This window comes from Burkholderiales bacterium (genome assembly GCA_035560005.1).
Taxonomy (GTDB): Bacteria; Pseudomonadota; Gammaproteobacteria; order Burkholderiales; family Eutrophovitaceae; genus DASRFY01.
In genome coordinates this window covers 1-19,280 of the sequence record DATMAN010000031.1, presented here as the reverse complement: position 1 = coordinate 19,280, position 19,280 = coordinate 1, and the positions used below count along the sequence as shown (strand labels likewise).

The following is a 19,280-nucleotide window of genomic DNA, read 5'->3' as shown; positions in this document are numbered from 1 at the left end:
TCCTTGAAATCTTCACCACGGCTGTCGCTCAGGGACCCTCTTCCTGCTCGAGGCGCAGAGGATCCGAATGAAGCGGACGGCCGCCGTCAGAGGTAATGAACTTCTGCACTTCAGCTCTGCGGGCCATCGTGTCGCGGTAGCCCAGGTTGATCAATGTCCGGCAGAAAGGTCGCTCGAACAGCAGATAGCTGGTCAGCGTCGCGCCGGTGCGACGGGTCGCGCCCAGACCGCGCAGGAGCCAGCGGATCGACCTGGGCAGGGTATGCACGAAACGTCCAGCGATGACATCCAGATCCACCGACGGCCGGATCACCAGCGTTTCGATCTCCCGCAGCGGAAAATTTTTGCGCAGTCTCTCCTCCGCTGGAATGAGGCTAACGGTGCGGTTGATTCGCTGCAGGCGTTCCAGATCGACCTCCAGCGTGTCGAGAAAGATGCTGTTCAACGCGTGGCCGGCGATCTGCGCCAGCGAGGGATATCCCTCGCTTCGCACCCGTTCGGGGTGGGTCGTCAACTGGCGCCCGACACCGATGACCAGCACGCGATCGGCGCCCAGGTGCAGCGCTGGGCTGACCGGCGCGATCTGCCGCATCGAGCCGTCGCCGAAATACTCACGGTGGATGCGCACCGCCGGAAATATGAACGGTAGCGCGCTGGAAGCCAGCAGATGGTCGATCTCGATGCGGGCCGGCACGCCGATGCGGCGCGCCCGTTCCCACGAAGCAAGCCCCGGTACTCCTTGGAAGAAGGTAACCGACTGCCCGGAACTGTACCCCGACATCGTGACTGCCACCGCCCGCAACGCACCGGCGTCGATCGAGTGCTGGATTCCGTCCAGGTCGAGCAGCTGGTTGAGCAGCTGCACCAGCGGGGTATTGTCCAGCAGGGAGTGGGGGTTGCTTTTGCCGAGCCCGCCCACCACCAACGCGCTCAGCCAGCGCAGACCGGTGCTCAGCACGCCGAACGGGTCCGCACGGTACACCATGTCGGCGTGGAAGTGCTTCCAGACGAGCAGCAACCGACGCACCGCGCGATGAAAATCGGTGGCCGACGCGGCCAGCGCGGCGGCATTGATGGCGCCAGCCGAAGTCCCACACACGATGGGAAACGGATTGGGGCAGCCGCGCGGCAGGATATGAGACAAGGCGCGCAACACGCCGACCTGGTACGCGGCGCGCGCACCACCCCCGGTCAGCACAAGGCCGGTCAGTGGACGAGGCCCGCGCTCGTCCATGCGGCCATGCACCGCGGCCCGCTAGCGGCCGCGGCCCTCCTCCGATGCGCCGCCTTCGAACTCCGGTCGCACGATCTCGAGCGCGTCTTTCAGCGTATCCTCGCGCAAGGCGTTCAGGGCATGCGCCAGGATATCGGCGGCGGTATAAGTGTTCTCGGGAAGAACGGAGCTGTCCAGTTGTGCCACGAAGACCGCGGCTGCGCCTGCGGCCCGCAACAGGCTCTGGCGCTCGCTCATCAGCAACTCGATCTCTCCGCGCAGCATTTCGAGCTCCGCCCGGTGCTGTTCAATGGTCATAATGTTCCTCGCAGGCCGGAATCCGGTGTCCATGTTGCCACAGGCCATTGCACGCCGCCATGCGATGGACATTCGCTGCCGCAGGCCTAATGCAGGCGGGTCACGCCGTGAGGCGATGGTTCGCGCGATGCCATGTGAATGGCAACGGGCTCGGCGCCGATCAGCATGATCGAGCCCTTCAGTCGGTTGTCACCGGTATCGCTGAACTCGAACTCGTAGAGACGGCGAACGCGCAGCCGCCCTTCGGCATCTCTGGCGAGCCGCATGGCCTTCATCGCCACCGTCCAGTCGAGGAACTGCACCCCTTCCGCCGCGCACGCGCGTCGGCCGGCGTCCAGTGCTGCCTCGCGCGCGCGCATGCTGTCCACCCAGAACCAGGCGGCTAGAACAAAGATCGCGAGAGTGGCCAGTTCGAGCATTGCGGTCGTGTGAGTGTCGTGACGCGAGACTACGCGGCGATCACGACGGTCCCAAGGCAGGCACGTCGATCCCCGATGACCCCGATCGTCACGACAGTCACGACTCTTTCACTCCCACCCGCACCGGCACCGGGCCCGGCATTCGCAGCGCATCGCCCGGGTCCATACCGACGAGATAGCCGCGGCTGCCGCAATTGATCTAGACCCCGGGGCAGATCCAGGATGGTTTCCTCGCGCGGAAATCGCCGTACCGCCAAAGGCCTCGTACCTGTAGAGATGATCCTTGAAGTCGCTCTCATGCCCCTGCAGCACGCCCACCGCAGGGGCAACAGGGACCTTGGCCATGCGCCCGGACCTACTCCCGTGCGCTGAGAACCTGATAGAGCGTGAACAGCATCCCCGCCGTGGCGCCCCAGATAAAACGCTGGCCGAACGGCATCGCGTAGTAGTGACGCAGGACTCCGTGGATGTCCCGCCGGTGCCGCTGATGATTCGCGGGATCGAGGAAGAATCGCAACGGCACTTCGAACACTTCCGCGACTTCGAACCGGTCTGGCTTCAGCTCGATGGGCGGCTCGATCCATCCCACCACCGGCGTCACCCGGAAGCCGGTCATGATGTCGTAATCCGGCAGACGCCCCACGATCTCGATGCGGCTGCGCGGCAGCCCGAGTTCCTCTTCGGCTTCCCGCAATGCGGTCGACGCGCGATCCGGGTCTGCCTCGTCAACTCTGCCGCCCGGGAAGCTGATCTGACCCGCGTGATCGTGCAAGTGATCGGTGCGCTGAGTGAGCAGCACGCTCGGATTGGTGCGATGGTTGATGATCGGGATCAGGACAGCCGCCGGAATGGGCTGCCGCCCGCGCGGATGAACGTAGCGCGGGCAGTCGGGATCGTCCGGAAGAACGATGTTGCGCTGGAGCCGCTGCGCGAGCCACTCGCGGGTGAGCGGGAGTTCCCTGGTTACGGACACGAAAATTGCAAGAATTCAGGTACGAGGCTTGCATTCTACCGCGCCCGTCGCTCGCGATCCTGTCGCCGGCGTGCCGCTGCCGGGGGCCGCGCGCCGGCGCTACAATGCTTCTTCGACGCACCTGGAACCACAGTGCGCCTGAGCCGGTCTACCGGGTGCGGCCAGGAACCGCCTCGACGACATCGATACCAACCACGAAGGAGGAACGATCATGAAGCTGCGTTATCTTCTCGCCGCCGCCCTGCTAGGCATCGCCGGCAGCGCCTTTGCGATGCACTGCCCGATGGACATGAAGAAGATCGACGAAGCGCTCGCCAAACAGCCCAGTCTGAGCGCCGAGCAGCTCGCCGAGGTCAAGAAACTGCGCGCCGAAGGTGAAAAGCTGCACAACGCCGGCAAGCACCAGGAGTCGGTGAACACCCTGGCCAAGGCCATGAAGATTCTCGGCATCCAATAGCCTCTTACCTGGCCGGGGAGGCCGGTACGGCAATCTTCGGATCCGGCCTGTCCACGCCTGTAGCAAGCCCCGCCTCGCGCGGGGCTTTTTGTTTTCCCGCGAACGCGGCAAGACCGCTCGACAGCGTCGCAGCAAGCGCTTCTCAGTCGGATCGTTCTTTCCTTTACACTCAGGATTGCCTGCCGGGTTTGACCATGTCCTCCGGGCGGACCCACTGGTCGAACTGCTCCGCGGTCACGTAGCCGAGGTCAAGGGCCGCCTGCTTCAGCGTGGTCCCTTCCGCGTGGGCCTTCTTGGCGATCTGCGCCGCCTTGTCGTACCCGATGTAGGGGGTGAGCGCGGTTACCAGCATGAGCGATTGCCGCACCAGCGCTTCGATGCGCTCGCGGTCGGGTTGGATCCCCGCCGCGCAGTGGTCGTTGAAGCTCGCGGCGCCGTCGGCCAGCAGGCGCACGCTTTGCAGGAAGTTGTGAATGAGCAGCGGCTTGAAGACGTTGAGTTCGAAATTGCCCATGGAGCCGCCGACGTTGATCGCGACGTCGTTGCCGAAGACCTGGCAGCAGGCCATGGTGAGCGCCTCGGCCTGCGTGGGATTCACCTTGCCCGGCATGATGGAGCTGCCGGGCTCGTTCTCCGGAATGCGGATCTCGCCGATCCCGCAGCGCGGACCGGAGGCCAGCCAGCGGATATCGTTGGCGATCTTCATCAGCGAGGCGGCGACCGTCTTCAGCGCGCCGTGCGCATGCACGATCGCGTCATTGGCTGCGAGCGCCTCGAATTTGTTGCGCGCGGGCACGAACGGCAAGCCGGTATCCTTCGCCAGCCGCTTCGCCACCCGCTCGCCGAACTCCGGATGGGCGTTGAGTCCGGTGCCCACGGCCGTGCCTCCCACCGCCAGCTCGCACAGATGTGTCAGCGAAGCCTGCACGTGCGCGATACCATGCTCGAGCTGCGAGACGTAGCCGGAGAACTCCTGGCCGAGCGTGAGCGGCGTGGCGTCCTGCAGATGGGTGCGCCCGATCTTCACGATGTCCGCAAACTCGGTGGTTTTGGCGCCGAGCGTATCCCGCAGTCGACGCAGGCTGGGAACCAGCCAATCGTGCAACCCGCGCACCGCGGCCACGTGCATGGCGGTGGGGAAGATGTCGTTGGAGGACTGCCCCCGGTTGACGTCGTCGTTGGGGTGAACGACGCGCTTGTCTCCCCGTTGCGCACCGAGCAGTTCGCAGGCGCGATTCGCCAGCACCTCGTTCATGTTCATGTTGGTCTGCGTTCCCGACCCGGTTTGCCAGACCACCAGCGGAAATTCTGCATCGTGCTGCCCGGCGATCACCTCATCGGCCGCCTGGATAATCGCCTCGCCTTTGCGGGCGTCGAGAACACCCAGCTCGACGTTGACCCGGGTACACGCACGCTTGACCAGCGCCAGCGCCCGGATCAGTTCCGTGGGCATGCGTTCGCCGGAGATGCGGAAGTGCTGCAAACTGCGCTGGGTTTGCGCACCCCAGAGCCGCTCGGCGGGCACCTCGATTTCCCCGAAGGTGTCTCGTTCTATCCTCGTCGCCGTCATGAAGTTGTCTCGCCACAGAGGCACAGAGATGCCGCGAAGGGCCTTCTCACCAGGCAATCGGCCGCTTGTCGCGGAAGAAGCCGCCGGTGGGCCCGTCGTGGGGCAGCATCGCCAGCCATACCGCGGTCTCCGCGCCTTGGTCGACGCTGCGCTTGGCGTTTGGTCCGCCCATGTCAGTGCGTACCCAGCCGGGACACATCGAGTTGACCAGAATATCCTCACCGCGAACCGCGACGCTGACCATTCGTGTCAGCGCGTTCAAGGCCACCTTGGACACCCGATAGGCGGGCGTGCCATCGCCCATATCCTCGAGCTGGCCGAGCCCGCTCGACAGGTTGACGATCCGCCCATAGCGGTTGCGGCGCATCAGCGGCACGATAGCCTGGCACATGCGCAGCGCGCCGAAGAAGTTTGTCTCCAGCGTTCTGCGGAACGTCTCGATCGGCTCCTTGAGCACACTGGTGGAGCGGCTGTCGATGAGGACCCCGGCGTTGTTCACCAGCACATCGGCGCGCCCGACTTCCTGTTCGATGAAGCGCCGCAGGGTGGCGACGCTGTCGTCGCTGTCCACGTCCAGCGGATGGAACAGCACCTCGAATCCGTTGGCCTTGAGACGGCTGGCGGCTTCTTCGCCCCTGAGGGGATGGCGGCTGGTGAGCATCACGCGCAGGCCTTTAGCCGCCAGCTGGCGGCAGATTTCGAAACCGATGCCCTTGTTGCCGCCGGTCACCACGGCCACGCGTTTATCCATCGCTGCCATCTTCGTCTCCCAGACCCCCACAACGAGCAAGACTGACCATCCAGGGCAAGAACACCAGGGGATTCCACACAGCGGCGTGTCTTTCTTGATGCCCCTCGTGATCCTGGTGGTTCGTCATTACGCTTCTCGCCAGTCCGCCGCGGTGAATACCTGCCAGGACCATCACTTGCCGGAAGTTGCGTCCACCGATGCGAGCGCCGCCATGTTCACGAGCCGGCGTACCGTCGCGGTCGGCGTGAGGATATGCACCGGCTTGGCGGCACCGAGCAGCATCGGACCGATGGTGATACCTTCGCCGGCGGTGACCTTGAGGAGGTTGAAGGCAATGTTGGCTGCGTCCAGATTCGGCATGATGAGCAGGTTGGCTCCGCCCTTGAGCCTGGAGTTCGGGAAGATACGCATCCGGATCTGCTCGTCGAGCGCCGCGTCGCCGTGCATCTCGCCTTCGACTTCCAGGTGCGGCGCCTTTTCGTTCAGGATCTCCACGGCCCGGCTCATCTTGGCGGCGGATGCCGCGCGCGAGGATCCGAAGTTGGAGTGCGACAGCAGCGCGATCTTGGGCACGATCCCGAATCTCATCACCTCCTCGGCTGCCAGAACGGTGATCTCCGCGATCTGCTCGGCGGCCGGATCGTGGTTGACGTAGGTGTCGCAGATGAACAGCGTGCGCTTGGGCAGGATGAGCATGTTCATCGCTGCGAACTGGTTGACGCCCTTGCGCCGCCCGATCACGTTCGAAACGTACTCCAGGTGCACGGAGAACTGCGCGATCGTGCCGCAGAGCATGGCGTCGGCGTCTCCGCGCCGGACCATGAGCGCGCCGATCAGTGTCGTGCGGCGCGTGACCTCGCGCTTGGCGTACTCCACCGTCACGCCCTTGCGCTGCATGATGCCGTAGTACTCCTGCCAGTAATCACGAAACCGCGGATCGGAGTTCGGGTTGACCAGCTCGAAGTCGCGCCCCGGGCGCAGCCGCAGCCCGTACTTCTCGATGCGCGGGTTGAGCACTTCGGGGCGCGCGACCAGAATCGGCCTGGCCAGGCTCTCGTCCACCACCACCTGCACGGCACGCAGCACGCGCTCTTCCTCGCCCTCGCAGAACACGACCCGCTTCGGGTTCTTCTTCGCCGCAGCGAATACCGGCTTCATGATCAGGCCGGAGTGGTAGACGAACTGGGCGAGCCTATCGCGGTAGGCAGCGAGATCCTGGATCGGGCGCGTGGCCACCCCGCTTTCCATCGCCGCCCGCGCCACCGCAGGCGCAATCCGCATGATGAGCCGCGGGTCGAACGGCTTGGGGATCAGATAGTCGGGGCCGAACTGAAGCTCCTCTCCGCCATAGGCCATCGCCACGATGTCCGACTGCTCGGCCTGCGCAAGCTCGGCGAGCGCGCGCACCGCCGCGAGCTTCATGGGCTCGTTGATGGTGGTCGCTCCCACGTCCAGCGCGCCGCGGAAGATGAAGGGAAAGCACAGGACGTTGTTGACCTGGTTGGGATAGTCGGAACGTCCGGTGGCGATGATCGCGTCCGGGCGCGCGGCTTTCGCGACGTCCGGCATGATCTCGGGCTCGGGGTTGGCGAGCGCCAGGATCAGCGGCTTGCGCGCCATGCGCTTCACCATCTCGGGCTTGAGCACGCCGCCGGCCGAGAGCCCCAGAAAGACATCCGCGCCCTCGATGGCTTCGGCGAGGGTGCGCACCCTGGTGTCCTTCGCATAGCGCGCCTTGTTGTCGTCCATTTCCTCGGTGCGGCCTCGGTAGACCACGCCCTTGATGTCGGCAACGACGATGTTTTCCATCGCCAGCCCGAGGCTCACCAGCAGATCAAGGCAGGCCAGTGCCGCGGCGCCCGCGCCGGAACACACGAGCCTGATCTTCCCGATGTCCTTGCCGACCACCTTCAAGCCGTTCAACACCGCTGCGCCGACGATGATCGCGGTGCCGTGCTGGTCATCGTGAAACACGGGGATGCGCATGCGGTCACGCAGCTTGCGCTCCACATCGAAGCACTCGGGCGCCTTGATGTCCTCGAGGTTGATGCCGCCAAAGGTCGGTTCCAGGCTGGCGATGATGTCCACCAGCCGGTCGGGGTCGCGCTCGTTGATTTCGATGTCGAACACGTCGATGCCGGCGAATTTCTTGAAAAGCACCGCCTTGCCTTCCATCACCGGCTTGCCGGCGAGCGGGCCGATGTTGCCGAGGCCGAGCACCGCGGTGCCGTTGGTGATGACGCCGATCAGATTCCCGCGACTCGTGTAGAGCGACGCTGCGGCCGGATCAGCGACGATCTCGTTGCACGCCGCGGCAACGCCCGGAGAATAGGCCAGCGCGAGATCACGCTGATTGGTGAGGCCCTTGGTCGGCGTCACCGAGAGTTTTCCGGGGATGGGATTGCTGTGATAGTCGAGCGCGGCCCTGCGCAACTGCTCGTCCATTGTTTCGGAAAGATGTTTGACTCCGAGAGGGTCGAATTATACGCTGCCGTCCGTAGCGGCCCGCGCTGCTGCGTCGTTCGCGCACAGCGGAGCAGCCCGCCGCTTCCAACCTTCATCCGGTGAGATCATGTTCGCCTACGCGCTACGCATTCTCGGCCGCGCGCTCCTGCTCCTCGCGGCGCTGCTGCTGTCCATTCCGGTACCCGCGCTCGAAGCCGATGTCCGGATGCCACTGTGGGAAATCCGCTCGGACTCCACCACGGTGTACCTCTTCGGAACGATCCACGTCGGCAAGCGGGAGTTCTATCCTCTGCCGGCGGCGGTGGAGAACGCATACCGCCGCGCTTCGGTGCTGGCGCTGGAGGTCGACTCGACCGACGTGCAGGCGCTGACAGACGCGGTATCCACTGCGTTCTACACGCCGCCGGACAAGCTGGAGTCGCACCTGCCGGAGGAACTGCGAGCCAGGCTTAAGAAGGTGCTCAACCGTCTCGGACTGCCCTTCGATCAGGTGCAGCCGATGAAGCCTTTCATGGTCATGCTCACACTGACTTCGCTCGAATACGCGCGGCTGGGCTACGACAGTGCCATGGGCCTGGATATCCATTTCGCGGACCGCGCCGTCAAGGATGGCAAGAAGATCGTGCAGCTGGAATCGGCCGCGAGCCAGTTCGCCATGATGAACAGTCTGTCCCCGGGGCTGCAGCAGGAGCTGCTCGAGCTCACGCTCAAGGAGATCGAGGACAACGAACTGCCCTCCCTGGTGGAGGCGATGGTGAAAGCCTGGACGACTTCGGATCTGGACAAGCTCTCCGCAGTGCTGACGGCCGAGGAAAGGAGGCTTTCGCACGCACGGGCGGCCGAGTTTCACGACAAGTTCCTCGCTGCCCGCAACGCCGCGATGACGGAAAAGATCGAGGCCTTGTTGCGCGAGCGCACGGTGGCCTTTGTCGCGGTGGGCGCGGCGCATGTGCTGGGCGACGATGGCATCATGGCGCTGCTGAAGAAGAAGGGTTACCGCATCAAGCAGTTGTAGCGCGCAGCCGATGAACGCATCCTGCGTGGTGCGCACCAAGCTCTGGAACCGGAGCTGCACGCCGGCGATTATCTGGCCTTGGACGCACGCCGTTCAACGTACCGGCAGCCCCCACGGCATTGCATCAGGCCTGCCGGGAGGCCGACTGTATCGTGGTGGCCGACGCCGGTCACTCGGTCCGGAAGCCGGGCATCTGCGCCCAACCGATCGCCGCGCTAATCAAACTCAAAGAGCGGATCCGGCCCGCGAGCGCCGGCTGACGAGCATCGGGTCGGCAGACCGGGCTTGCGGCTTGGCCGGTAGCCCAACCTCGAAGACCGCGATCTGCCAGCCACCCGACACGCGCTTGAGGACCAGCGTGATCTGCGCCCCGCCGCTTTCGAACTCCGCGTGGGCCGTGTATTCCGCCCAGGTGCCGTTGATGGTCGTCCCGGGATAGGCGCCGGTCCCGATCCGCCCGGCCGGCTTTCCGAGTCGCTTCATGGTGCGCAGCGCGGACAGACGGGAGAAATACGCCCTGAAAGCCCTCTCGGCCTGCGGGGAAAGCATCTCGGGCACGAAGCGCTTCTTCAGCTCGCTCACTTCCCAGCCGGTCGCGATCGAGCGCACGCTCGATTCGAAATAATCTTGCGCGTCCTTGCCGAGCTTCCACGCCCTCGCCGCGACGATCCCCGTGGCGAGCATGGCCGCCAGGATCGCCAGCCCCAGGAAAGCGATCACGCGATTGAGCCACTTGTTCAGGATCTGCATGGAAACGTTCACCGCGCGCGCGACGGCGGATAGTACCATCGCGCCGGCGAGGGCAACGCGCCCGTGCGCGGGCGCATACCGACGGTCTGGACCTCGGGCACCGCTCCCGGCACACTGCGCCCGATTGCAACGCGGGGGACACGATCATGGAAGAGCAGTTGCAGACGCTGGAGCATGTCAAGCGTGCCGTCATCGACTTGGCCACCCAGTTCGGACCGAGGGTACTCGTGGCGATCCTCATCATCGCGGCCGGCGTCGTCGTCGGGCGATGGGCGGCCGAAGCGCTGTCGCGTGGGCTGAGGAACCTCGAGCTCGAAGCTCCGGTGCGCGAACTGCTGGTGCGCATCGTGCGCATCGTGATCCTCGGCCTGTTTGCGATCATGGCGCTGCAAAACCTTGGCGTGGAACTGTTGCCGCTCATCGCAGGCCTCGGCGTGGCAGGCGCCGGGGTCGCGCTGGCGATGCAGGGAGTTCTGAGCAATCTGGTAGCCGGACTGACCATCATCTTCACCCGGCCGTTCCGGGTCGGGGAGTACGTGTCGATGCTGGGCGTCGAGGGTAGGGTCGAGGCGATCACGCTGTTCAACACCGTGCTCAGCCATGCCGATCTGTCCAGGGTGGTCGTGCCCAATCGCAAGATCGTCGGCGAGATCCTGCACAACTACGGAAAGATCCGCCAGATCGGCGTCTCCGTGGGCGTGGCCTATGACACCGATCTGAACCGTGCGCTCGCTGCGGTGAACGAGCTGTTGCACGGCAATCCGCGGGTGCTGAAGGATCCGGCGCCGGTCATTGCCGTCAGCCTGCTCGCCGATTCGTCGATCGAAATCGCGGTCAAGCCTTGGGTGAATGTCCCGGATTACTGGATCACGACAGGCGAGATCAACAAGGCGATCGTGGAGGCCTTCCGCGCGAAGGCCATTTGCATCCCGTTTCCGCAACGCGAGATCCGCATCGTGTCGGGTGCGGCCTGAAAGGCTGCTCGTGCTTGCCGCGTCAGCTTGAGCCGCCTTCGCCCTTCGGCTTCCCGCCTTCCGGGTTCTTCGCGGCTTCGTGCAGTGCCTGCAGCGCCGCTTTCTGCATCTCCAGCGCCTTGATCGTCATGTCGAGAAAACCGAGGTTCATCCGCAGCCAGCTTTCCACGGCCTTCAACTCGGCGATCTTCCTGTCGATCTCGCCGATGTCCATCGTGGGCTGAAACATGCCGGGCAGCGGAAAGTTCATCGGGTTCCACATCTTCTGAAAGTGCTCGAACCAGTCCTTGGACGAGAAATCTTCGGCCACGACGCTCTCCAAATGAAAACGGCCGCCGGTATCGGTACCGGCAGCCGTGGGTCAGTCAAGCCCTGCGAACAGAACCGCGCTGCCGCAAGAGCTACATCGTCGGACCGAGCACCCAGGGCGCGAATTCATCCTCGCCGTAGCCCCATAGCTCGCTCTTGGACTTCTGCCCTGAGGCGGTCCTCAGAATCAGTTCGAAGAACTGCTGGCCCACTTCCTCGATGCTGGCCTTGCCGTCGACGATCACGCCGCAGTTGATGTCCATGTCGTCTTCCTGACGATTGAACAGCGCGGTGTTGGTCGCGAGTTTCAGCGACGGCGCGGGCTTGCAGCCATACGCCGACCCGCGGCCCGTGGTGAAGCAGATCATGTTCGCGCCGCCGGCCACCTGCCCAGTCGCCGACACCGGATCGTAGCCGGGTGTATCCATGAACACGAAGCCTCTGGCCGTCACGCGCTGCGCGTATTCGTAGACGTCCATCAGCGGTTGCGTGCCACCCTTGGCGACCGCTCCGAGCGATTTCTCCAGGATGGTGGTGAGCCCGCCCGCCTTGTTGCCGGGAGAAGGATTGTTGTTCATTTCGCCGCCGAGCCTGCGCGTGTAGTCCTCCCACCACTTAATGCGCTTGATGAGCTTTTCGCCGACTTCGCGCGACACCGCACGGCGCGTCAGCAGGTGTTCCGCACCGTAGATCTCCGGTGTCTCGGAGAGAATGGCGGTGCCTCCGTGGCGGACCAGAATGTCGACCGCGGCGCCGAGCGCGGGATTGGCGGAGATGCCGGAGTATCCATCCGAGCCGCCGCACTGCAGACCGAGAATCAGATGACTCGCCGGTACTTCCTCGCGCTTGACCCGGTTCGCTTCCGGCAGCAGTTCCTTGACACGGGCAATTCCGTTCTCGATGGTCTTGCGGGTCCCTCCGGTCTCCTGAATGGTGAACGTCTGCAGCTTGTCGGAGCGCTTCAGTCCCTGCGCGGCCAGAAGATTGTTGATCTGGTTGGCTTCACAGCCCAGACCGATCATCAGCGCAGCCGCGAAGTTGGGATGCGTGGCATACCCGGCGAGCACGCGGCGCAACAGATCGACCGGTTCGCCCTCGGAGCCCATGCCACAGCCGGTCTTGTGGTGAATCGGCACGATGCCATCGACGTTCGGATATTGCGCCATGTAGTCTTCGTCGAAATACTTCGCGATCTGGCGGCACACGTGCGCGGAGCAGTTGACGCTCGAGATGACACCCACGTAGTTGCGGGTGGCCACGCGCCCGTCGGGCCGCTTGATGCCCATGAAGGTCGCCGGGTTCGCCACGTAGTCCACCGGCTTGTAATCCGCACAGAACGCGTAGTCGCGCTGGAAGTCGCCCATCGCCAGATTGTGCACGTGGACATGATCGCCCGGTTTGATCGGCTGCGTGGCAAAACCGATGATCTGGTTGTAGCGGCGCACGGGCTCCCCGACCTTGATCTCGCGCGTGGCGATCTTGTGCCCGGCCGGAACGGTCACGACGGTGCGGACTTTTTCGCGGATGATCTCCGTGCCGGCGGGAAGCTCGATGCGGGCGATCACCACGTCGTCGGCGGGATTCAGACGAATGGTCAGATCGGCGGCTTGCAGCATTTGGGTGTCTCCTTGCGCTCTGCGGTGGCGTGGGTACGCTCGCTCCAGGCTGCCCACGGGCACTGATCGAGCACGCGATTATACGCTCGGAGGGGTCGCACGCGGGCCTATAATCGAGCGGCTGCAACCGCCCCCTCGACCGGAGTTGCCCATGGCCCCCTTGAAACTGTCCGCCGTCGCGCCCGCCCGACGCCGCTTCCTGCTACGGAGCATGGCACTTGCCGCGACCGTGTCCGTTTTCAGCCGGCCGGAGTCCACGGCCGCGCAGCCGGCATCCCTGATCGACAACGCTGCCGGAGGTTACCGGTTCCTGCCCGCCGGCCCGGTCTTCAACGCCGGCGCGATTGCCATGGCGGGATACGAGATCGTGCACGTACTGTTCCACCCGTGGATGCCGCTCGACCGCGCCTGGTCCGCCATCGAGGCTGCGCTGCGCGACGCAGGCCGCCCGCGGCAGGCCTTGTGCGGAATGGAACTGCGCATTGCGCGCCAGCTCAGCTTCGAAGGCTTCCGGTCGTTCAACGCGCCCTACATCGATCAACTGCGCAAGTGGGGTCTGATCTTCGGTGAATACAGCGCGGTATCCCGCACCAACGTCGCGCCGTTTCTCGACGCGCCCGCCGTGCCGTCTGTGCACGCGTTTTCCTATGCCGCGGCATCCGAACAGAGCGGGACGACGTTCTGCGTCTCCGGCACCGCGGACATCGATCCGCGTGGAAGGATCGTCGCTCAGGGTGACGTCTCGCGTGAAGGGATGAAGAAAAAGCTGGAGTACGTGATCGGCGTCATCACCGAGCGGCTCGGCAAGCTCGGGCTGTCCTGGGCGGACTCGACCCACACCGATCTGTGCGTCACGCGCGACATCGGCGATCTTCTGGAAACCGTGGTGGTGCCGGGATTGCATGGCGCGGCGGCTCGCGGACTGCGGGTGCATTTCGCACGCCCGCCGATTCTCGATTCGGAGGTCGAGCTGGAAACCCGCGGCGTGCGCCGCGAGCTTGTGCTCCGCGGTTAGACGGTCTTTGTCCTTGCGAGAGAAGATTTCGCCATCAAGACATCAAGGCAAGAAACACGAAGACGAACAGATCGCCTTTGTGATCCTTTGTCCTTTGTAGTTTCCCGCGTCGCCGACCACCGCCAACCCCCGGTCCGGTCCGGCGCCTGCCCGTCTCAGTGCGACTCGCGAAGAGGCGGCGTGCCGCTGCCGCCGATCAGAAAATCCAGGTCGCAGCCTTCGTCGGCCTGGTTGACGTGCTCGATATAGAGCCTGACGTAGCCGCGATCGGCCAGCGGCTTGGGCGCCCGCCATTTCCTGCGGCGTCGTTCCAGCTCGGCGTCCGACACGTCCAGGTGCAGGCGCCGCCGCGGAACATCGATCTCGATCATGTCGCCGTCCTGGATCAGCGCGAGCGGTCCGCCTACGGCGGCTTCCGGCGCGCTGTGCAGCACCACGGTTCCATAGGCGGTGCCGCTCATGCGCGCATCGGAGATGCGCACCATGTCCGTAATGCCCTTCTTCAGGATCTTCGCGGGCAGAGCGAAGTTGCCGACCTCGGGGAAGCCCGGGTAGCCCTTCGGCCCGCAGCCCTTCAGCACCAACACGCAGGTCTCGTCGACCTTGAGGGCGGGATCGTCGATGCGCTTCTTGTAGTCCTCGATGTTCTCGAAGACGACCGCCCGGCCGCGATGCCTCATCAGATGCGGCGTGGCGGCCGAAGGCTTGATCACCGCGCCGTTGGGCACCAGGTTGCCGCGCAGCACCGCGATGCCGCCCTGCTTCTTGAACGGTTTGTCGACCGAGAAAATCACTTTCGGGTTGTAGTTCTTCGCATTCTTGACGTTGTTCCAGATCGTCTGGCCGTTGGCCGTAACGGCGTTCCTGTGCAGCAGGCCGGCCTTGCCCAGCTCTCTGATGACAACCGGCAGCCCGCCGGCGTAGTAGAAATCTTCCATCAGATACGCGCCCGAGGGCATGAGATTCACGATGCAGGGCACGTCGCGGCCGAGCCGGTCCCAGTCATCCAGCGTGAGCTTGACCCCGATGCGGCGCGCGATAGCCAGCAGGTGCACCACCGCGTTGGTCGAACCGCCGATGGCTCCGTTGACGCGAATCGCATTTTCGAAAGCCTGCCTGGTAAGGATTCTCGACATGCGCAGGTCATCCTTCACCATCTGCACGATGCGCATCCCGGCCATGTGCGCCAGCACGTAGCGGCGCGAGTCCACCGCCGGGATCGCGGCGTTGGTGGGCAGCGCGATACCGAGCGCCTCCGCCATCGAAGCCATGGTCGAAGCGGTGCCCATCGTCATGCAGTGACCGGCCGAACGCGACATGCATTGCTCCGCCTCCAGCAAGTCTTCGTCGGTCATCTCGCCGGTCTTCAACATCTCCTTGAACTTCCAGACGTGCGTGCCCGAGCCGATGGTCTCGTCGCGCCAGCGGCCGTTCAGCATCGGGCCGCCGGAGACGACGATGGCCGGGACATCGCAGGAGGCTGCACCCATCAACAGTGCCGGCGTGGTCTTGTCGCAGCCGGTCAGCAGAACCACGCCGTCCAGCGGATTGGCACGGATGGTTTCCTCGACGTCCATCGCTGCGAGATTGCGGAACAGCATCGCGGTGGGCCGCATCACCGGTTCACCCAGCGACATCCCCGGGAACTCGAGCGGGAAACCGCCCGCTTCCAGCACCCCGCGCCGCACCCGCTCGGCGATCTGGCGGAAGTGGGCGTTGCACGGCGTGAGCTCCGACCAGGTGTTGCAGATCCCGATCACCGGACGGCCCTCGAAGAGATGACGCGGCAACCCCTGGTTCTTCAACCAGGACCGGTGAACCATGCTGTCGATGCCCGGCTTGCCAAACCAGTCGTGACTGCGAAGCCTTTTCCTTACGGCCATCTTTTCCTCCACTTCAAGACGCAAACCTGCTCGCCGGGAAGAACGCGAGGAACGCAAAGAACGCGGAAGACCAGGACGTGGCTGATCGCCGGCAAGCAGATGAGTCCGGCCATCCTGGAAGAAAGCTCTGTCGTTTGCACATTGCAGCGCGAATAGATCGCGCCGACGCTCCCGCACGAGCTCGAATCCGGACTCGTTGCGCCGGGAGTCTAATGAAATTGCCCGGCAGCCGAAAGAGCGACTGCCGGCGGCTGTCGAAGCCGGCGGCGCCGATCGCCTGTGGCACAATAGCGCCCTTTCGAAAGACGCGGACATGAAAAAGGCGGGCGCGTGGCGGGCAGATTGAGCGGCAAGGTGGCGTTCCTGACAGCCGCGGCCCAGGGCATCGGGCGCGCCACGGCGATCGCGTTCGCGCGCGAGGGTGCGAACGTCTTCGCCACCGACGTCAACGAAACCAGGCTCGCCGAGCTGAAAGGCGTTCCGGGAATCGAGGTGCGCAGGCTCGACGTGCTGGACGACGCGGCGATTTCGCGCACAGCCGCCGAGGTGGACGTGCCCCACGTGCTGTTCAACTGCGCCGGCTACGTGCACCACGGCACCATACTGGAGTGCGGGGACAAGGACTGGGAGTTTTCCTTCAATCTCAATGTCCGGGCGGCCTACGTCGTCACCCGTGCCTTTCTGCCGGGGATGCTGGCCAATGGCGGGGGCTCGATCATCAACGTCGCTTCCGTCGCCGGCTCGATCAAGGGCATCGCCAATCGCTTCGTGTATGGCGCGACCAAGGCCGCCGTGATCGGGATGACGAAATCGCTTGCGATCGATTTCGTGAAGAAGGGCATCCGGGCCAACGCCATCTGCCCCGGAACCGTGGACACCCCGAGCCTGGACGAGCGCATCAAGGCCCTGGGCGACGAGCAAAGGGCGCGCGCCGAGTTCATCGCGCGGCAACCGATGGGACGGCTTGCCCGGGCGGAAGAGGTCGCCGAACTCGCGGTGTATCTGGCTTCCGACGAGTCGGCGTTCATGACCGGCCAGGCGGTGATCATCGACGGTGGAATAACAATCTAGAGCAGGCTCTCACCAGAGCTTCAGTTCGATCGGGAGAAAGAAATGAAACTGCTACGTTATGGAGAGGCAGGCAGGGAAAAGCCGGGAATGCTCGATGCGCAAGGCGCGATCCGCGACCTTTCGGGCATCGTTCGCGACATCGACGGCGAAGCCTTGTCGGACGACGGGCTGAAGAGGCTGCGCGCACTCGATGTCAATGCGCTGCCCAAGGTGCCCGGCAATCCCCGTCTTGGCCCTCCGGTCGCGCGCCCAAGCAAGCTGGTAGCGATCGGCCTGAACTACAGCGACCATGCCAAGGAATCCAATCTGCCGATCCCGGCCGAGCCGGTGGTGTTCATGAAGGCGACTTCGGCGATCATCGGACCGAACGACACCGTGGTCCTGCCCAAGGGCTCCAAGAAGGGGGATTGGGAAGTGGAACTGGCCTTCGTGATCGGCAAAACAGCGAAGAGCGTGTCCGAAGCCGACGCAATCAACTACATCGCCGGATTCACGATCTGCAACGACGTCTCCGAGCGCGAGTGGCAGATCGAACGCGGCCCGACCTGGGACAAGGGCAAGGGCTTCGACACCTTCGCCCCGCTCGGCCCTTGGCTGGTAACCCGCGACGAGATCCGCGACCCGCATAACCTCGCGATGTGGCTGGAGGTCAACGGCAAGCGCATGCAGACCGGCAACACCAGTACGATGATCTTCAACTGCTACAAGCTCCTGGCCTATGTCTCGTTCTGCATGACGCTGCTGCCCGGCGACGTCATCACCACCGGCACGCCGCCCGGCGTGGGCATGGGCATCAAGCCCAGCCCCATCTTCCTGAGGCATGGGGACGAGATGCGGCTCGGCATCGACGGCCTCGGCGAGCAGCGCCAGAAGGTCGTGGCCGGCTAGTTCGCCACGCGGAGCCGGCCACGACAAGGCGCGCTGCGGCGCGCCTTGTCGTTTGCATTGACGCCGCGCTGCGCGCGGGCACAATACGCCGGTCATCCTTGCGGAGGCGACCGATGCGGCGATTACTTCCCAAGCTCTTCCTGCTCGCGGCGCTCGTTCCGAGTCCGGCGGTCTCGCAACTCGCCGTTTCCGTCGGCGCGGAGTACTTCTGGTGGAAGGAGGATACGACGCCTTCGGTGACGGAAACCGGCCCGCTCTATGCGTTCGGGATCGAATACTTCACGCGGGGAGAGGAAGGACCGGTCCTCGGCTACCGCGGCAAGTTCTGGTTGGGCCGGGTAGATTACGACGGCGCGCTGCTGTTCAGTGGAACTCTGATCGAGAGCACGACCCACTACACCGGCTTCGGCAACGAACTTCAGTTGCGCCACCGCGTACCCGCAGAGCGCGGCCAGGTCACCGATCTGGTGCTCGGGCTGGGCTACGAGAGCTGGGAGCGCAAGCTCTCGGCAGTGCAGCGTGAAGACTACCAGGTGCTCTATGCCCGCCTGGGCATCGAGGGCAGTTCGCGCAATTCGGATTCCTGGTCGTTCGCGGCCGGCGCCAAGTATCCTTTCTGGACCCGCGAAGATGCGCATCTCGACAACATCGGGTTCGATGCGAATCCGAAACTCAAACCCGAAGGCGCGGTCTCGGCCTATGCCGAGGTCGGATACCACTTTGAATCGGGCCTGCGCCTGGTCGGCTATTACGACGGATACCGCTTCAGGGAGTCCAACGTCGTCCAAGTCAACGAGGTGGCTTCCGGCACGCCGGTGTTCCTGTTGCAACCCGAGAGTACGCTGTCGATCGTGGGCCTGAAGCTCGAGTACCGCCTGCGCTGAGACCGGAGCCGACGTATGCCCACCGCCGTCGAATAGGGTGCGGTTCGCACCCGCCATTTGCACGCTTGAAATGGTCACCCCGATACACAGCCTGTGCACCGCACCGATGATGGACTGGTCGGATCGGCACTGCCGCTACTTCTTCCGCCAGCTCGCGTCGCACGCGGTCGTATACACCGAGATGGTAACCACCGGGGCGCTTCTTCACGGCGACCTGCGGCGGCATCTCGCCTTCGACCCCGAGGAGCATCCCGTCGCGCTCCAGCTCGGCGGCAGCGAGCCGCGCGAACTGGCGCAGTGCGCGCGACTGGGCGAGGACTGGGGTTACGACGAAATCAACCTGAACTGCGGCTGTCCTTCGGAGCGGGTGCAAAAGGGAGCCTTCGGCGCCTGCCTGATGGCCGAACCCGAACTGGTGGCCGACTGTATAGGCGCGATGCGGGACGCCGTGACCGTGCCGGTGACCGTGAAGCACCGCCTCGGCATCGACTCCATCGAGGCGTACGATTTTGTGCACCGCTTCGTCGAGATCGTTTCGCGCGCGGGTGCCGCTACTTTCATCGTTCATGCCCGCAACGCCGTCCTCAAAGGCCTATCGCCCAGGGAAAATCGTCAGATTCCGCCGCTCAAGTACGACTACGTCTTCCGTCTCAAACGGGACTTTCCGGAGCTGCAGATCGTGATCAACGGCGGGCTGATCGACCCCCC

At 64.5% G+C, this 19,280-nt stretch carries 19 protein-coding genes; 8 read left to right on the top strand and 11 right to left on the bottom strand.

What is annotated here, in order from left to right:
- Positions 1-28: 28 nt before the first annotated feature.
- The 4 genes from VNM24_04050 to VNM24_04035 form a co-directional block, all read right to left on the bottom strand.
- Entirely contained in the window at positions 29-1,234 is a 1,206-nt protein-coding gene (locus VNM24_04050) for a patatin-like phospholipase family protein (GenBank protein HWQ37773.1), read from the bottom strand.
- 21 nt (positions 1,235-1,255) lie between these two features.
- Positions 1,256-1,531, bottom strand: coding sequence for a hypothetical protein (locus VNM24_04045; protein HWQ37772.1), 276 nt, complete (start codon positions 1,529-1,531; stop codon positions 1,256-1,258).
- Between the two features lie 86 nt (positions 1,532-1,617).
- A complete protein-coding gene (locus VNM24_04040) occupies positions 1,618-1,950 on the bottom strand; it encodes a DUF3301 domain-containing protein (protein ID HWQ37771.1) in 333 nt (110 codons plus the stop codon).
- A 355-nt stretch (positions 1,951-2,305) separates the two neighbouring features.
- A complete protein-coding gene (locus VNM24_04035) occupies positions 2,306-2,923 on the bottom strand; it encodes a CoA pyrophosphatase (protein HWQ37770.1) in 618 nt (205 codons plus the stop codon).
- 211 nt (positions 2,924-3,134) lie between these two features.
- Here VNM24_04035 and VNM24_04030 point away from each other — a divergent pair, with 211 nt between their 5' ends.
- Complete coding sequence (locus VNM24_04030; GenBank protein ID HWQ37769.1) at positions 3,135-3,380, top strand: hypothetical protein; 246 nt, start codon at positions 3,135-3,137, stop codon at positions 3,378-3,380.
- 169 nt (positions 3,381-3,549) lie between these two features.
- Here the strand turns inward: VNM24_04030 and fumC are convergent, their stop codons facing one another.
- The 3 genes from fumC to VNM24_04015 all read right to left on the bottom strand — a co-directional run bounded on the left by fumC (position 3,550) and on the right by VNM24_04015 (position 8,146).
- On the bottom strand, positions 3,550-4,950 hold the full coding sequence (gene fumC / locus VNM24_04025; GenBank protein HWQ37768.1) for a class II fumarate hydratase: 1,401 nt from the start codon (positions 4,948-4,950) through the stop codon (positions 3,550-3,552).
- A 46-nt stretch (positions 4,951-4,996) separates the two neighbouring features.
- Entirely contained in the window at positions 4,997-5,683 is a 687-nt protein-coding gene (locus VNM24_04020) for an SDR family oxidoreductase (protein HWQ37767.1), read from the bottom strand.
- Between the two features lie 189 nt (positions 5,684-5,872).
- Positions 5,873-8,146, bottom strand: a complete 2,274-nt coding sequence (locus VNM24_04015; protein ID HWQ37766.1) for an NADP-dependent malic enzyme — start codon at positions 8,144-8,146, stop codon at positions 5,873-5,875.
- 127 nt (positions 8,147-8,273) lie between these two features.
- Here VNM24_04015 and VNM24_04010 point away from each other — a divergent pair, with 127 nt between their 5' ends.
- Positions 8,274-9,182, top strand: coding sequence for a TraB/GumN family protein (locus tag VNM24_04010; GenBank protein HWQ37765.1), 909 nt, complete (start codon positions 8,274-8,276; stop codon positions 9,180-9,182).
- 225 nt (positions 9,183-9,407) lie between these two features.
- Here VNM24_04010 and VNM24_04005 read toward each other — a convergent pair whose 3' ends face one another.
- Positions 9,408-9,971: a hypothetical protein gene (locus tag VNM24_04005; protein ID HWQ37764.1), complete on the bottom strand. Its 564-nt coding sequence runs from the start codon at positions 9,969-9,971 to the stop codon at positions 9,408-9,410.
- A gap of 107 nt (positions 9,972-10,078) precedes the next feature.
- On the opposite strand from VNM24_04005, the gene VNM24_04000 reads away from it, so the two are divergent.
- Positions 10,079-10,906, top strand: coding sequence for a mechanosensitive ion channel family protein (locus tag VNM24_04000; GenBank protein ID HWQ37763.1), 828 nt, complete (start codon positions 10,079-10,081; stop codon positions 10,904-10,906).
- A gap of 22 nt (positions 10,907-10,928) precedes the next feature.
- Here VNM24_04000 and VNM24_03995 read toward each other — a convergent pair whose 3' ends face one another.
- Complete coding sequence (locus tag VNM24_03995; protein ID HWQ37762.1) at positions 10,929-11,216, bottom strand: PhaM family polyhydroxyalkanoate granule multifunctional regulatory protein; 288 nt, start codon at positions 11,214-11,216, stop codon at positions 10,929-10,931.
- A 91-nt stretch (positions 11,217-11,307) separates the two neighbouring features.
- Entirely contained in the window at positions 11,308-12,831 is a 1,524-nt protein-coding gene (locus tag VNM24_03990; protein HWQ37761.1) for an altronate dehydratase family protein, read from the bottom strand.
- Between the two features lie 211 nt (positions 12,832-13,042).
- Between VNM24_03990 and VNM24_03985 the strand changes: the two genes are divergently transcribed.
- The gene (locus VNM24_03985) at positions 13,043-13,846 is read left to right on the top strand and encodes a hypothetical protein (GenBank protein HWQ37760.1); all 804 of its coding nucleotides are present in this window, start codon (positions 13,043-13,045) and stop codon (positions 13,844-13,846) included.
- 155 nt (positions 13,847-14,001) lie between these two features.
- Here VNM24_03985 and araD read toward each other — a convergent pair whose 3' ends face one another.
- On the bottom strand, positions 14,002-15,729 hold the full coding sequence (gene araD, locus VNM24_03980; GenBank protein ID HWQ37759.1) for an L-arabinonate dehydratase: 1,728 nt from the start codon (positions 15,727-15,729) through the stop codon (positions 14,002-14,004).
- Between the two features lie 330 nt (positions 15,730-16,059).
- On the opposite strand from araD, the gene VNM24_03975 reads away from it, so the two are divergent.
- The 4 genes from VNM24_03975 to dusA all read left to right on the top strand — a co-directional run.
- Entirely contained in the window at positions 16,060-16,800 is a 741-nt protein-coding gene (locus VNM24_03975; GenBank protein ID HWQ37758.1) for an SDR family oxidoreductase, read from the top strand.
- Between the two features lie 42 nt (positions 16,801-16,842).
- On the top strand, positions 16,843-17,688 hold the full coding sequence (locus VNM24_03970) for a fumarylacetoacetate hydrolase family protein (GenBank protein ID HWQ37757.1): 846 nt from the start codon (positions 16,843-16,845) through the stop codon (positions 17,686-17,688).
- A 113-nt stretch (positions 17,689-17,801) separates the two neighbouring features.
- Positions 17,802-18,572 carry a hypothetical protein gene (locus VNM24_03965; protein HWQ37756.1) on the top strand — a complete coding sequence of 257 codons (771 nt, stop codon included), beginning with the start codon at positions 17,802-17,804 and terminating at the stop codon, positions 18,570-18,572.
- Positions 18,573-18,642: 70 nt separating this feature from the next.
- The coding region (gene dusA / locus VNM24_03960; GenBank protein HWQ37755.1) for a tRNA dihydrouridine(20/20a) synthase DusA at positions 18,643-19,280 on the top strand (638 nt) is incomplete at its 3' end.

Excerpts from the sequence above, each read along its gene's own strand:
- VNM24_04045 (HWQ37772.1), bottom strand. The coding sequence starts at position 1,531 with ATGACCATTGAACAGCACCGGGCGGAGCTCGAAATGCTGCGCGGAGAG.
- VNM24_04005 (HWQ37764.1), bottom strand. The coding sequence starts at position 9,971 with ATGGTACTATCCGCCGTCGCGCGCGCGGTGAACGTTTCCATGCAGATC.
- VNM24_03985 (HWQ37760.1), top strand. The coding sequence starts at position 13,043 with ATGGCACTTGCCGCGACCGTGTCCGTTTTCAGCCGGCCGGAGTCCACG.
- VNM24_03990 (HWQ37761.1), bottom strand. The coding sequence starts at position 12,831 with ATGCTGCAAGCCGCCGATCTGACCATTCGTCTGAATCCCGCCGACGAC.
- VNM24_04030 (HWQ37769.1), top strand. The coding sequence starts at position 3,135 with ATGAAGCTGCGTTATCTTCTCGCCGCCGCCCTGCTAGGCATCGCCGGC.
- VNM24_04040 (HWQ37771.1), bottom strand. The coding sequence starts at position 1,950 with ATGCTCGAACTGGCCACTCTCGCGATCTTTGTTCTAGCCGCCTGGTTC.
- fumC (HWQ37768.1), bottom strand. The coding sequence starts at position 4,950 with ATGACGGCGACGAGGATAGAACGAGACACCTTCGGGGAAATCGAGGTG.
- VNM24_04015 (HWQ37766.1), bottom strand. The coding sequence starts at position 8,146 with ATGGACGAGCAGTTGCGCAGGGCCGCGCTCGACTATCACAGCAATCCC.
- VNM24_04010 (HWQ37765.1), top strand. The coding sequence starts at position 8,274 with ATGTTCGCCTACGCGCTACGCATTCTCGGCCGCGCGCTCCTGCTCCTC.
- araD (HWQ37759.1), bottom strand. The coding sequence starts at position 15,729 with ATGGCCGTAAGGAAAAGGCTTCGCAGTCACGACTGGTTTGGCAAGCCG.
- VNM24_04050 (HWQ37773.1), bottom strand. The coding sequence starts at position 1,234 with ATGGACGAGCGCGGGCCTCGTCCACTGACCGGCCTTGTGCTGACCGGG.
- VNM24_03970 (HWQ37757.1), top strand. The coding sequence starts at position 16,843 with ATGAAACTGCTACGTTATGGAGAGGCAGGCAGGGAAAAGCCGGGAATG.
- VNM24_03965 (HWQ37756.1), top strand. The coding sequence starts at position 17,802 with ATGCGGCGATTACTTCCCAAGCTCTTCCTGCTCGCGGCGCTCGTTCCG.
- VNM24_04000 (HWQ37763.1), top strand. The coding sequence starts at position 10,079 with ATGGAAGAGCAGTTGCAGACGCTGGAGCATGTCAAGCGTGCCGTCATC.